Source organism: Candidatus Magnetaquiglobus sp., from assembly GCF_058402785.1.
Map to the genome: position 1 here is coordinate 76277 of NZ_JBZVFG010000012.1, position 12845 is coordinate 89121.

A 12845-nucleotide genomic window follows, 5' to 3' on the forward strand; every position below is an offset into this window, starting at 1 on the left:
CATGAACGATGGCGCTGGGTGGGGTGGGTGTGTTTCTTTCGATACGGATGGCGTGACATTCTACGCTGGAGGGAGATCTCTGTTCAAGCTCAAAGTCATCCGGGCAGGTCGGGCGATCCCGATCCGGTCACCACTTCCAGATCGAGATCCCCACCCAGACCACGCCCATCGCCAGGAAAAGCAGCACGAGTGCCAGCCGGTTGGAGCGCATGCGCACCGGGGTGGCGTCGGCGGGGAGCTGGGACGGGTGTTTGCAGCCGGTGAACATGGGCCGGATGAGATTGTCGCCCTTGGCCAGATAGAACAGCACCGCGCCCAGATGGAGCGTCACCAGGGCGAGCAGGGCGAGGAAACTCAGACGATGGATGGTCGAGGCGAGGTCCACGGTTTTTTCGGAGACGAGAAAGGCCAGCGGCCCCTTGACCAGGATGTCGTCGCTGGCGAACAGTCCGGTCACCCCTTGCAGGGCCAGCACCGTCAGCAGCGCTGCCACGGACCAGCCGCCGGCGGGATTGTGGCCCACGAAGCGGGGGTGTTCTCCCTTGAGGTTGGCGATGAGGTAGGCGATCACCGCGCCGGGTCCGGTCAGGAAGTTCCGGAACCGGGCGGTGGTGGAGCCGAACAGGCCCCACAGCAGCCGGAACAGCACCAGCACCAGGATGGCATGGCCGATGGCCATGTGCCAGACCAGCATGGCATCGCCGAACTTGCGCGACACGAAGGCCGAGATCACCGCCAGCACCAGTCCCCAGTGGAACAGCCGGGTCGGCGGATCCCAGACCCGCACCGGGGAGCCCCGGTCCGGGGCTTCACCGGTGGCGGGATGGTCAGGCACGGTCGGATCACTCCTTGCGGAAATCGTCATGGCACGCCTTGCACTTTTCGCCCATGCTCTTGAAGGCGGCGATGGTCGCCCCCTTGTCGGTGCCGGCGGTGGCGGCGACCAGCGCCTTGGCGGCGGCAACTCCGTCCATGGCGCGCTGCTTGACTTTTTCCGGCTGGGTCCAGATTTCTGGTTTGGCCTTGGTTTCGCCTTTGTCCGATCCCGGCGGATAGGAGTTGCCCATGTGACCGAAGGCGTCCAGGATTCCCTGGGCGTGGAAGGAGAGGTCCGCGGGGGCCTCGAAGCCCAGGAACAGGATCGACTTCATGGCGGTCATGTGGCCGGCCATGGTCTTGTAGAGGCCCTGACGGTGGACGATGGCGGGATTGGTCTCATCGGCGAAGGCGGCAAAGGCGCTGACGGTGGTCACGCTGGCCACGGCCATGGCAAGGACGATTTTTTTCATGATGCAGGGCGCTCCTTGGATTCTTCATGGATAAGGGATGGGTGAACGTATGATAATCTCTTTGCGTCGGGTTGATCAAGCGTTCGCTGCGTGCGCGCCGGCGCAAAACGGCGCCCGGGCCGCCCGATCAGACTTTCGAATCGTGACTGCCGTCGCAGAAGGGCTCGTTGGCCGAAGCGTGGCAGCCGCACACCGCCGCCGTGCCGGCTTCGGCCATGACGACCCGTTTGGGTTGCTTGCCGGTTCCGTCGTGGGATCCGTCGCAATGAGGATCGTTCTTGGAACGACCGCACAGACAGACCCAGCTCTCTCCGGCGGGCAGGGTGACGATCTTGGGCATTGTTCGTGGACTCCTTTGGTTGGACGGGTGGTTGGATGGGTGACAGCATAAGCCAGGTCGGATAAGATTAGAATAGACAATAATCGAAAAAGATTGTTTCCGATTTGGAAAAAAAGAGGCCCGATGGACCGACTGGAGACGATGCGCATCTTCGTGACCGTGGTGAATCGTCAGGGGTTCGCGGTGGCGGCCCGTGAGCTGGGTCTGGCTGTGGCCACGGTGAGCAAGGCGGTCGCCGCGCTGGAAGCCCGCCTGGGGGTCTCCCTGCTCAATCGCACCACGCGACGGATCAGCGTGACCAGCGATGGGGAACGCTATCATGACTGGTGTACCCGCATTCTCGCCGATTGCGAGGAGGCGGATACCACGGTCCGACATGGCGCCTCCGAACCCGGCGGACGGATCCGCATCGCCGCTCCGGTGCTCTTCGGCCAACAGCATCTCATCCACCAGGTGTGCGGCTTCATGGCACGCCATCCGGGCATCGTGGTGGAGCTGGATCTGAACGACCGCTACGTGGACATGGTGGCCGAAGGGTTCGATCTGGCGGTGCGCATCGGTCGCCTCGGGAACTCCTCCCTGCGCTCCCGATGCCTGGCCGCCTTTGAGCTGCGGGTGTGCGCGAGTCCGGACTATCTCGCCCGCCGTGGTCTCCCCGTCACCCCGGAGGAGTTGACCAACCACGATTGCCTGGTCTACACCCTCTCGTCACGGGACGGGGTGGGGGTGTGGCGTTTCGAGGGTGGGGAGGCGGGCAAACAGCATCGCATCCGGGTGAACGGGGTGCTGTTCGCCAACAACGGCGAAGTGTTGCGTCAGGCCGCCCTGGCCGGCCTGGGGATCCTGATCCTCCCCTCGTTTCTCGTGGACGGGGATCTGGCCAACGGCAGATTGCAACAGATCCTGATCGGCCATCGTCTTCGGGGCGGGGGGATTCATGCGGTCTATCCGCCGGGCCGACTTCTGCCGATCCGGGTGCGTCTTTTTTCCGACCATCTGGCCGAACAGTGGCGACACGGCGCGTTACCCCCTGGAAATTCGGTTTGAGGCTTGTTATCATTTCGATTGGGCAACGATCTCTCGATCCTGGATGACGCATCCCCCAGGCGGGTTTGTCCCTTTCGTCTCAACCTTGCCATGGAAACGGATTCACGACGATGTTCACCGACGAGGCCGGCATCGCATCGCTCGATCTGCCAACCGCCGTGGCCTTCCTGATGGCCATCACGGCCCTGGATGGCATCATCGCCCTGACGATCTGGAACGCCCATCGCAACATTCGGGGGCTGGCCACCACGGCTTCCGGATTCCTGGTGTTCGGCATCGCGGTTTACATGCTGCCGGTCAAGAGCCTGCTTCTGGTCACGGTGCGCAACACCCTGTTCAACCTCTCCACGGCCATGGCCGCCGAGGGGATGGCGCAACTGCTGGGACGTTCGGGGGCACGCTGGCTTCCCTGGAGCGTGGCGCTGTTCAGCCTGATCTTCTGGCCCCTGGCGCAACTGTATATCCCGGAGCCCCACAGCGTCCAGATCCGCGCCATCGTTTCTTCGATCATCAGCATGCTGCTTTTGGGGTGGATGACCTGGCTGATGCTCTCCGACCGGCAGCAGACCCGGCTGTTGCGCGGCGTGACCCTGTCCTGTCTGGCGGTCATGATGATCACGGTCGGTCTGCGCTTCCACCAGGTGGCCACGGAACCGTTCACCGAGGCCACGTTCTACTCCCAGCAGCAGGCATGGTTCTATTTTCTGCTCTGTCTGGGGAGCAATTTTCTTTTTTTCTGCCTGTTGGTCATGGTGGGCGAGCGGTTGTCGCGCAACCTGCACGAGCGGAATCTGGAGCTGAGAGAAGAGGTGCGATTGCGTGGTCGGTTGCAGGAGGAGGTCTCCGCCGCCCTGGCCGAACACCTGGAGTTGCGCGAGGAGCGACGTCGCTTCCTTCAGGTTCTCGGCCACGAGATCGGCACCCCGCTGGCCATCATCGACCGCTCGGCGGAGATGATTCAGAGCGTGCCGGAGACCGCCGCCAAACGGTTGGATGCGATCCGCTCCGCGGTGCGGCGCCTGTCGCGTCTCACCGGTGATCTTCTGGATGCCGAACGGGCCTGCCTGGAAAACCTCGCCATGCGCGAGCTGGATGCCGGCGAGGTGACGCGGGAAGCGGTGGAGATGCTGAATCTGACCGACTCGGTGCATATGGAACGGATCGATTCCCAACCGTTGCGGTTTTCCGGCGATCACGACCTGATCGTCATGGCCCTGGTGAACGTGCTCAACAATGCCGTCAAGTACACCCCGGATGACCAGGCGATCTCGATCGTGCTGACCGTGGACCGGCAGCAGGTGGTGATCATGATCCTGGATCGCGGCATCGGCTTTCCGGAAGAGGAACGGAGCCGGGTGGGGAAACGGTTTTATCGCGGCTCGAATGTCGAGGCGATCCCTGGTCGGGGTTTGGGGTTGCATATCGTCTGGTTGATCATGCAACGTCATGCGGGAGTTTTGCGGGTGGCCAATCGTGAGGGTGGGGGCGCGGTGGTGACGCTTTCCTTGCCGGTCGTCGGAGGGAACAGGGTGGGGGCAACATGATCCAAGTGCTGGTGGTGGAGGATGAACTTTCGTTGCGCGGCGATCTGGAGGACTATTTGACCGCCAAGGGGTATCGGGTGACCGGAGCCGCCACGCTGGCCGAATCGCGCGCCATTCTGGAACAGACGCGGTTCGATGTCGCGATCGTGGACATCGGCTTGCCGGATGGGGATGGCCTCGGGTTGGTGGAGCGGATCCGGGAACACTCCCCACAGTGCGGCATCGTGGTGCTGACCGCCTTTGGCGAGCCGGAAGCGCGCGTCCGGGGACTGGAATCCGGAGCCGATGCCTATCTGGTCAAACGGTCCACCTTGCGCGAGATCGATGCCACCTTGCGCAGCGTGTTGCGTCGCGTCTCCACCGCCGTGGTCGTGGAGGGGCTGGTGGTGAGCGAATGGTTGCTGGATCGCGGCGACTGGTCGCTGGTGGCCCCGAACGGTCTGGCGGTGCGTCTGACCAGCACGGAGATGGCCTTTCTGATCGCGTTGGCCGAGAGCAAGGGGAACGTCTGCCAGAGGGAGCAGCTGGTCCAATCCATCGGTCGCGCGCCCAAGACCGCCGACGAGCGCAATCTGGATGCGGTGGTGCGGCGACTGCGGCGCAAGATCAGCGAGGCCACGGGCACGGATGTGCCGGTCAAGGTGGTCTACGGGGTCGGGTACGCCTTTCCGGCGTCGCTGCGGCTGGTCAATTGAGGGCGCCCGTACCTCAAACGCACGATCCTCCCGCCTCTCGCGCCAACGCCCGGATCAACTCCGGCACGGCGGACTGAAAGGCATGCACCGCCGCCGAATGGAGCCGCACCGCCGGCAGGGTGTCGCCGACCCGGGCCGCCTTCTCGATCACCGCGCACAACTCCGAGAGCGCCATCGCGCCCACCGTGGCGCTGTTCGACTTCAACGCATGCGCCGCGCCGCGTACCACCTTGTCCTCGTTTTTCACACCCGCCCGTTCGATGCGTTCCAGCAATCCCGGCGTGCTCGCCAGAAACTCCTCGATCACCAGCGTGAAAGTCCCAGGCACCTCTTTCATGGCCATCCAGAACCGCTCCAGGACATCCGGATCCAATGCTGGCATTCCACCCGCCTCTTCGACCTCGGACCGGACCTCCGGTTCGGGAGGGGCCGTCTCCAGACCCCAATGGGGCAACCACTGGGACAACTTGTTCAACAACGCGTCCCACAACACCGGCTTGGCCAGATAGTCGTTCATCCCGGCCTCCAGACACCGCTCCCGATCGCCGCTCAACGCATTGGCCGTCATGGCGATGATCGGCATCGGCTCCCCGGTCCCGAGTCGCGCTTCCCATTCACGGATGCGCCGCGTCGCCTCCAGACCATCCATGCCCGGCATCTGCATGTCCATCAAAATCAAATCCGGACGACCGGCCATGGCCCGTGCCACCCCCTCTTCGCCATCCCGGGCGATCTCCACCTCGAACCCCATCTGTTTCAACATGCTCGCCGCCACCTGCTGGTTGACGAAGGTATCCTCCACCAGCAGAACCTTGCCCAGAAGCAGCCCCTCCGGTCGGTTGGTCGCCCCGTCCGGCGTTTCGCCGCCTCCCGCCGCCTCCGGCTTGAACAGCAACTCCAGGGCACGCGCCAAACGTCGGGGGCCGACCGGCTTCATCACGAACGCACCCACCCCGGCTTCGCTCAACACCGACTCTTCCAAATGGACGCCACAGCTCAGCAGCATCACCTTGGGCCTCGGAACCGACCCCTCTGCGCGCACCATCCGCGCCACCTCCAAACCGTCCAAGCCCGGCATGCGCATATCCACGATCACCACGTCATACGCCCCAGCCGGGGAGTTCGACGCGGCCCGCACCATCGCCAGTCCCTCCTCGCCACTGGACACGCCATCGCACCCGACCTGCCAGGACTGGAAATAGTTCTGGAAGATCATTCGATTGGTCAAACAATCGTCGATCACCAGCACTCTTTTGCCGCAGAGGTCCGGCGGCGGCACGCTCAGGGCGCCCGGCGGCCTGGAAAACTCCACTTCGAACCAGAACAGCGATCCCCCCTCCGGTTGGCTGGCCAGACCGATCACCCCACCCATCGCCTCGACGATCTGCCGGGCGATCACCAATCCCAGGCCCGTGCCACCGAAACGGCGCGTGGTGGAGTCGTCGGCCTGTACGAAGGGTTGAAACAGTCGGTCACGCGCCTGATCCGAGATGCCGATGCCGGTATCCAGGACATAAAAACAGATGCGCGCCTTGTCATCGGTCTCCCGGACCAGATCCGCGCGGATCACCACCTCACCGTTCAAGGTGAACTTGATGGCGTTGCCGGTCAGGTTGATCAGCACCTGACGCAGCCGCACCGGATCGCCGATCAACTCCGAGGGGATGCGCCAGGAGAAATGGATCATCAGCTCCAGACCCTTGCCGTGGGCCGCGCCGCTGAGCATGGCGCCAACGTTGTCCACCAGTTCGCGCGGGTCGAACGGCACCTGTTCCAGCACCAGCCTGCCCGCCTCGATCTTGGAGAAGTCGAGGATGTCGTTGATCACATTCAGTTGCAGTTCGGCGGATTGCAGGGCGATGGAGAGGTACTGTTTCTGGATCGGATTCATGCGGGTTTTGGACAGGAGCGCCAGCATGCCGATCACCCCGTTCATGGGCGTGCGCACCTCGTGGCTCATGTTGGCCAGGAAGGTGCTTTTGGCATGACTGGCGGATTCGGCCTTCTCCTTGGCCAGGATCAACTGCCGATCGACGATTTTTTTCTCCACGATGCTGGCCAGGGTGTTGCGCACCGTGGCCAGAAAATCCTCCTCATCCTTGTTGCAGCCGTGGGTGGGGGGCAAAAAGATCTGGATCACCCCCTTGATCAGGCCGCCGGGTGAAAGCGGTGCCGAATAGTATCCCCACTGCCCGGGCACGCCGGGAATCGCCCCGCCGGGCCAATCGTGGGCGCGGATGAAGACGATGCCGGGGGTTTGCACCCCCCAGGCGGTCTCGAGGAGCGCCTTGCCGACCCGTTCTTCGTTCCCCTCTTCGGGCAGTCCGATCTGGCAGATCACATCCCCGCCGTTCTCGGCGGCCCCGAACAGATAGATCGCCCCCTTGCCTTCCGGCATGAACCACGGCGCGGAGAGAATCCGCGTCAGGGCCTCGCGGATGAAATCCCGCAAGAACGAGGTGGTCTCCATGGCCGAAAAGAGCAGACCGTTGAGGATGTCCTGAGCCTGTTTGGAGCGCAGCAGACGCGCCTGGGCGATGCGACGTTCGGTGATGTCCGTGGCGATGCCGCAGATGGAGAAGTGACCGCTCTCGTCGGCCACCACCGGAAAGCGCACCGTATGGAAGATCCGTTTGTCGCCGGCCAGGGGGATGATCATGTCCACATCAGCCTGAACCCCGCGCTGCAACACGGTGCGATCCGACTCGATGAACCCCTGGGCCACATCCTCCGGGAACAACTCCATGTCGCCACGCCCGATGATCTGCTTGGGGTCGAGTCCGAAGGTCTCGGAAAAGAGGCGGTTGGCCAGCAGATACCGTCCGGCCCGATCCTTCAGACAGACCAGGCTCGGCATGTTGTCGAGAATCGCCTGCATGCGGTTTTCGCTTTTGGCGAGTTTGTCGAAGGCCTCGCGCAGTCGCAACTCCGACTCCTTGCGGTGGGTGACATCCTCCTGGATGCAGACGAAATGGGTCACCCGTCCCTCGCCATCCACCAGGGGCGAAAGCGACGCCTGCACCCAGTAGAGCGACCCATCCTTGCGCTGGCTCTGGATCTCTTCGCGCCACGCCAGCCCTTCGTGCAGGGTTTGCCACATCAGGTCGCAATCACGCTCGGAGCGCGACTGGTCCTGCAAGATCAGCGGCGTGCCCCCCAGCGCCTCGTGGGCGGGGTAACCGGTGATCTGGGTGAAGCGCGGATTGACGTATTCGATCCGTCCCTCGGCATCGGTGATCAACACGATGTTCGGACTCTGCTCCACCGCTGCGGAGAGTTTGCGGATCAGCGCCTCGTCGGCGCGCTTCTCTTCCATGAGCCGATCCTTGCGGATCGCGGCATCCAGGGTGTTGGCGGCCAGTTGCATGGCGTCGATCTCGCCCGAACTCCAGGTGCGCTCCCGGCGGCAATCCTCGAAACCCATCACGCCCCACAACCGCTCATGCACCAGAATCGGCATCACCGCGATCGACAGGATTCCGCGTTCGGAGAGAAAACTCCGCTCCGGTTCGGCAAAATCGCAGGTTCGTCCGGAGAGGTGTTCCCCCCTGGCGAGCCGTTGGCGCCACCGGGAGAGTCCGAACCGTTCCGGATCCACATCCTGGTCGTCATCCGGATCCATTTCCGGCAGAATCCCCGGCGCGCACCATTCGTGGATCCAGCCGAACAGCTCCCCTTCCAGGCCCAGGGTCCGGAAGATGTAGGCCCGGCTTACATTCGCCGCCCGGCCCAGGTCGGCCAGCACCACATCCATGTTCTGGCGCCAGCCGCCGTGAAACAGCAACCGTTGGGCGATGGCAGCCACGGTGTTCAGGACTCGTGTACGTTTGGCCACCTGCTCCTCGAGCAGTTGCCGATGCCGGCTCAACTCCCGTTCCGCCTTTCTGCGCCGTTTGGATTCATGGGCGGCCAGCACGCCGAAAGCCAGGGCATCGGCCAATTCCGAGACAAGCTCGATCTCTGCCGGTTCAAAGGCCCAGGGATCGGCGGCATAGAGGTTCAACACCCCGAACAGATGTTCTCCATCCTTGAGTGGAACCGCCAGGGCCGAGGCATAGCCATGGTCTTCGGCCTGCTCGCGCCACACGCCGGCCCGCGGATCGTCGAGCAGGTTGTTGAGCGTCGCCGTCGCATTGCCGCGGATGGCGGCGCGGGCGGGCTCCTGACGGCTGCCGGTTTCGAGCCAGATGCGTCGGAACGTCTGCAACCGTTCGGCATCGAGACGCGCATGGGCCACCGGGGTGATGGTTCGATCCGCGTCATCCGCCACCAGGCCGCACCAGGCGAAACGGTATCCGCCCTCCTCGACCAGCAGGTCACAGGCACGGGAGAGCATCACCACTTCGCTTTTTTCGCGCCGCACCAGCTTGTGGCACTGTTTGAGCAGGGTCAGGGCACGGTCCGCCGCCGTGGGGTCCTGGAAGGGTGGTCCAAACCGGGCGTTCGCGGGCAACGAATCGGGCATGGGGTCACTCCTGGTCGCGCGGAGGGAAACCGAGATCCCGGAAATCCATCAGGGCCGGGAAACGCCCCGACGGCTTGGGTGGCGCGCCGGAGCTGGGGTTGAGCGCCTGACGCAGATGGGCGATGCCGAAACCGGCGGCTGCCGCAAGCACCGATTCTGCGTCGTCCACCAGCAGGGTGGTGGCTGGATCGAAATCCAGGCGGGCTTGCAACAAGGGCCAGAAGGGGGGCTGTTCCTTGGCCCAGCCGATCTCGTGGCTGGTGATGGCCGAGTCCAGCCAGGCGCCGATCGGGGTGCGGGCCAGTTTCATGCGCAGCGAATGGCCGTGGGCGTTGGTGACCAGATGGGCCGGTCGTCCCGAGGCGCGCACCGCCTCCAGAAACGGCAATACATGCGGATGGACACGAATCAGATGGGCCACCTCCTCTTTCAGGAGCGGGATGTCGAGCCCCAACCGATCCGACCAGTAATCCAGATCGTACCAGGCGAGCGTCTCCTGATTTTCCGAGTAGGCGGCGAACACCCGCGCATACGCCTCCTCGAAGGTCAGGCCGTTTTTTTTCGCGAAGGCCTTGGGAACGACCTGTCGAAAAAACACATCGTCGAATTTCAGATCCAGCAGCGTGCCGTCCATGTCCAGAAGCACGCAGCGGACCTCGGACCAGGGCACGCGCGCCAGGTTGATCACGTGCGATAATCCGCGTTGATGGTGATGTAGTCGTGGGTCAGATCGCAGGTCCAGACCGTGCTGGTTCCGGCTCCGCCGCCGAGGTCGAGACGGATGGTGATCTCGGCGGCGGCCATCACCGCGGCCCCGCGCGCCTCCTCGTAGGTTTTGGCCAGCTGGCCCCGTTCCACCACCAGCACCTCGCCGAGCCACAAGGAGAGGGTGCCGGGATCGAAGCCAACCCCGGCGTAGCCCGCCGCGGCCAGGATGCGTCCCCAGTTCGGATCGCTGCCGGCCAGGGCGGTCTTGACCAGAGGGCTGTTGGCGATGGCCATGGCCACCTGTTTGGCCTCGGCGTCGGCGGCGGCGCCGCTCACGGTGAGGGTGACGAATTTGGAGGCTCCCTCACCATCCCGGACGATGGCCTGGGCCAACTCCCGACAGACCGCGTTGATCGCCTGGGCGAATTCGGCCAGACGCGGATCGTCCGCCGACTCCACCCGCCCGTTGCCGGCCCGTCCGGAGGCGAACAGCAGCATGGTGTCGTTGGTGGATTGATCCCCATCCACGCTGATGGCGTTGAAACTGCCCGCCACGGCCCGGTTGAGCAGGGTGCGCAGGGGAGCGGAGGCGATGTCGGCATCGGTGAACAGGAAGGCGAGCATGGTGGCCATGTCGGGCCGGATCATCCCCGCGCCCTTGGTCATGCCGATGATCCGGACGCTTTCGGCGCCGATCCGGCATTCGCGACTGGCCAGTTTGGGAAAGGTGTCGGTGGTCATGATGGCGCGCGCGGCCCGCTCCCATCCGCCCGCGGCCAGGGAATCGACCATGCCCGGCATCTCCGAAACGATTCGTTCCACCGGCAGGGGGGTCCCGATCACGCCGGTGGAGGCCACGAAGAGTTCGTGTTCGCCGGCGCCGATGAGCTGCGCGGCCAGCGCGGAGGTTTCCAGCGCGGCACGCATGCCCGCTTCGCCCGTGACGGCGTTGGCGTTGCCGGAGTTGACCAGCAATCCCCGCGCCCGTCCCCATGCGAGCCTCTGCCGACTGAGCACCACCGGTGCCGCCTGGACGCGGTTGCGGGTGAACAGCCCCGCGACCGTGGTCTCCGGGGCCATCTCCACCAGGAGCAGGTCATCCCGTTCACGACGGCCATTTTTGATGCCGCAGGAGGCGACGGCCAGACGGAATCCGGCCAGGGGCGGCAGAAAGTGGGGGATCGGAGGGGGCGAAACGGCCATGGCTGGGACTCCTTGGAATGCGGTTGATTCGTCACAGACCCGCGGGAAGGTTTCATGCGTGCGGGAGTTTTTTTGCATCCGCACGTTCACGCGGTTCCTTGCCGTGGAACGCCCGCAAGGGAGGTCCACGGTCGGGGGTTCTCCCCCCATCGGGCAAGTTCGCCGATCTGGCATGATCATTGAATTTTGCTTCCGGCAAGGCGACTCGTTTTCACGAATCCTTGACGATTATAGGGAACCTTGCACCATGGGACAATACATGACAATCCGCATTCCTCCCCGGCGCGACTGGAGCGGCGACATGGAGCCGGAGTATGAGGAGATCACCGAATGGCGCTGCCCGGACGGCATCGATGGCCTGGGTCGTCGGTTCGGTGCGTTGCCGTTGAGCTGGCGGGCGTTGATCGCCTCCTCCCGTTCCGGTTTGGGTGGTCACCGTTCCGTCTCGTGACTCCTCTGGAACCAACGCGATCCGGATGGGGCGGGTTGCCGTGCAGCTTTCGAGCGTGCCAACATGATCCGCGCAATTCTCAATAAAATCCTGGGCAGAGGCTCCGTCGATCCGGAAGCGGCATCCAGTGAGGCATCCCTCGGCACGATCACCGGTCAGATGCGTGCTTTGGCCCGTCTCGGCAGCGTGCCGCTTCCCCGGATCATCCATGTGGAGACCCGTTCGCGCTGCAACGGTTCCTGTTCGTTCTGTCTGGCCGCGGCCCGCACCGATCCCAGGCCGGATCTGCGCATGGAGCCCGTGCTGTTCGACAAGATCATCGCCGAACTTGCCGAACTGAAATTCGCCAATCGTCTGTCGTTGTACAACAACAACGAACCCCTCATCGATCCGTTGATTTTCTCCCGGCTCGCCCAGGCGCGCAAGGCTCTGCCCAACGCCTACATGGAGATCAAGACCAACGGCCTGAACCTGACCCTGCCCAAGGTCCATCAACTTTTCGATGCCGGACTGGACATGCTCTACATCAACCAGTATCTGGCGGAGGATGACCCGTCCGGCCCACCCAAACGCGACAACCTGCGCGCGTTGAGCGACGCCTTGCAACATATGCGTCGTTTCAAGGGACACTTCGACGGCACGCGCTATTTCACCAGGATTCTCATCACCAGACGCGCTCGAGACGAACAGTTGGGCAGCCGGGCCGGAACCGCGCCCAATCGCGAGCCCCTGTCCGATCCCATCACGCGCATCTGTCTGCGCCCCTTCGAAATGATGACCATCGCACCGGACGGACGGGTGGCACTTTGCAGCGACGATCTGCTTTTCGCCAAGGTCATGGGCAACGTGGCGGAGCAGTCGATTCAGGAGATCTGGAACGCGCCGGCCTATCACGACGTGCGCCTGGCCCTGTTGGACGGCCATCGGGCACGCTATCCGGAGACTTGCGCCAGGTGTGACAACCGGGGGCACACCTGGGAGATTCTCCAGGAATGGCGCGATGCGGTCATCCTCGAACAGGAGCGGCGATGACTCCGATCCGACTGGCCATCCTCGAACAGGAGCGGCGATGACTCCGATCCGACTGGCCATCCTCGAACAGG

At 63.9% G+C, this 12845-nt stretch carries 11 protein-coding genes; 5 read left to right on the top strand and 6 right to left on the bottom strand.

Going from position 1 to position 12845, the window contains the following annotated elements; genetic code table 11:
• Positions 1-127 precede the first annotated feature (127 nt).
• From ACV4UY_RS06330 to ACV4UY_RS06340, 3 genes are all read right to left on the bottom strand, one after another.
• On the bottom strand, positions 128-835 hold the full coding sequence (locus tag ACV4UY_RS06330) for a cytochrome b/b6 domain-containing protein (protein ID WP_491606771.1): 708 nt from the start codon (positions 833-835) through the stop codon (positions 128-130).
• 7 nt (positions 836-842) lie between these two features.
• Positions 843-1289 (bottom strand): c-type cytochrome, encoded by a 447-nt coding sequence (locus ACV4UY_RS06335; protein WP_491606772.1) that lies wholly within the window; start codon positions 1287-1289, stop codon positions 843-845.
• Between the two features lie 127 nt (positions 1290-1416).
• The gene (locus tag ACV4UY_RS06340) at positions 1417-1629 is read right to left on the bottom strand and encodes a CDGSH iron-sulfur domain-containing protein (RefSeq protein WP_491606773.1); all 213 of its coding nucleotides are present in this window, start codon (positions 1627-1629) and stop codon (positions 1417-1419) included.
• 123 nt (positions 1630-1752) lie between these two features.
• Between ACV4UY_RS06340 and ACV4UY_RS06345 the strand changes: the two genes are divergently transcribed.
• The 3 genes from ACV4UY_RS06345 (at position 1753) to ACV4UY_RS06355 (ending at position 4915) form a co-directional block, all read left to right on the top strand.
• The gene (locus ACV4UY_RS06345; protein ID WP_491606774.1) at positions 1753-2676 is read left to right on the top strand and encodes a LysR family transcriptional regulator; all 924 of its coding nucleotides are present in this window, start codon (positions 1753-1755) and stop codon (positions 2674-2676) included.
• Between the two features lie 110 nt (positions 2677-2786).
• Positions 2787-4220, top strand: coding sequence for a sensor histidine kinase (locus ACV4UY_RS06350; RefSeq protein ID WP_491606775.1), 1434 nt, complete (start codon positions 2787-2789; stop codon positions 4218-4220).
• Positions 4217-4915, top strand: a complete 699-nt coding sequence (locus ACV4UY_RS06355) for a response regulator transcription factor (RefSeq protein WP_491606776.1) — start codon at positions 4217-4219, stop codon at positions 4913-4915. Before ACV4UY_RS06350 ends, ACV4UY_RS06355 begins: the two co-directional genes overlap by 4 nt.
• Positions 4916-4928: 13 nt before the next feature.
• On the opposite strand, the gene ACV4UY_RS06360 is transcribed toward ACV4UY_RS06355, so the two are convergent.
• The 3 genes from ACV4UY_RS06360 to argJ are packed head-to-tail and all read right to left on the bottom strand — an operon-like array spanning position 4929 to position 11291.
• Positions 4929-9380, bottom strand: coding sequence for a response regulator (locus tag ACV4UY_RS06360; RefSeq protein ID WP_491606777.1), 4452 nt, complete (start codon positions 9378-9380; stop codon positions 4929-4931).
• 4 nt (positions 9381-9384) lie between these two features.
• Entirely contained in the window at positions 9385-10068 is a 684-nt protein-coding gene (yrfG, locus tag ACV4UY_RS06365) for a GMP/IMP nucleotidase (protein WP_491606778.1), read from the bottom strand.
• Positions 10065-11291 (bottom strand): bifunctional glutamate N-acetyltransferase/amino-acid acetyltransferase ArgJ, encoded by a 1227-nt coding sequence (gene argJ, locus ACV4UY_RS06370; protein ID WP_491606779.1) that lies wholly within the window; start codon positions 11289-11291, stop codon positions 10065-10067. The genes yrfG and argJ overlap by 4 nt, the downstream gene beginning before the upstream one ends.
• A 259-nt stretch (positions 11292-11550) precedes the next feature.
• Here argJ and ACV4UY_RS06375 point away from each other — a divergent pair, with 259 nt between their 5' ends.
• Positions 11551-11742 (top strand): hypothetical protein, encoded by a 192-nt coding sequence (locus tag ACV4UY_RS06375; protein WP_491606780.1) that lies wholly within the window; start codon positions 11551-11553, stop codon positions 11740-11742.
• Positions 11743-11805: 63 nt separating this feature from the next.
• A complete protein-coding gene (locus ACV4UY_RS06380) occupies positions 11806-12774 on the top strand; it encodes a radical SAM/SPASM domain-containing protein (protein WP_491606781.1) in 969 nt (322 codons plus the stop codon).
• The last annotated feature ends 71 nt before the right edge of the window (positions 12775-12845 follow it).

Bases quoted from the DNA above. Each gene is read 5' to 3' on its own strand.
- ACV4UY_RS06335 (WP_491606772.1), bottom strand. From the start codon at position 1,289: ATGAAAAAAATCGTCCTTGCCATGGCCGTGGCCAGCGTGACCACCGTC.
- ACV4UY_RS06340 (WP_491606773.1), bottom strand. From the start codon at position 1,629: ATGCCCAAGATCGTCACCCTGCCCGCCGGAGAGAGCTGGGTCTGTCTG.
- ACV4UY_RS06345 (WP_491606774.1), top strand. From the start codon at position 1,753: ATGGACCGACTGGAGACGATGCGCATCTTCGTGACCGTGGTGAATCGT.
- ACV4UY_RS06350 (WP_491606775.1), top strand. From the start codon at position 2,787: ATGTTCACCGACGAGGCCGGCATCGCATCGCTCGATCTGCCAACCGCC.
- ACV4UY_RS06355 (WP_491606776.1), top strand. From the start codon at position 4,217: ATGATCCAAGTGCTGGTGGTGGAGGATGAACTTTCGTTGCGCGGCGAT.
- ACV4UY_RS06360 (WP_491606777.1), bottom strand. From the start codon at position 9,380: ATGCCCGATTCGTTGCCCGCGAACGCCCGGTTTGGACCACCCTTCCAG.
- argJ (WP_491606779.1), bottom strand. From the start codon at position 11,291: ATGGCCGTTTCGCCCCCTCCGATCCCCCACTTTCTGCCGCCCCTGGCC.
- ACV4UY_RS06375 (WP_491606780.1), top strand. From the start codon at position 11,551: ATGACAATCCGCATTCCTCCCCGGCGCGACTGGAGCGGCGACATGGAG.
- ACV4UY_RS06380 (WP_491606781.1), top strand. From the start codon at position 11,806: ATGATCCGCGCAATTCTCAATAAAATCCTGGGCAGAGGCTCCGTCGAT.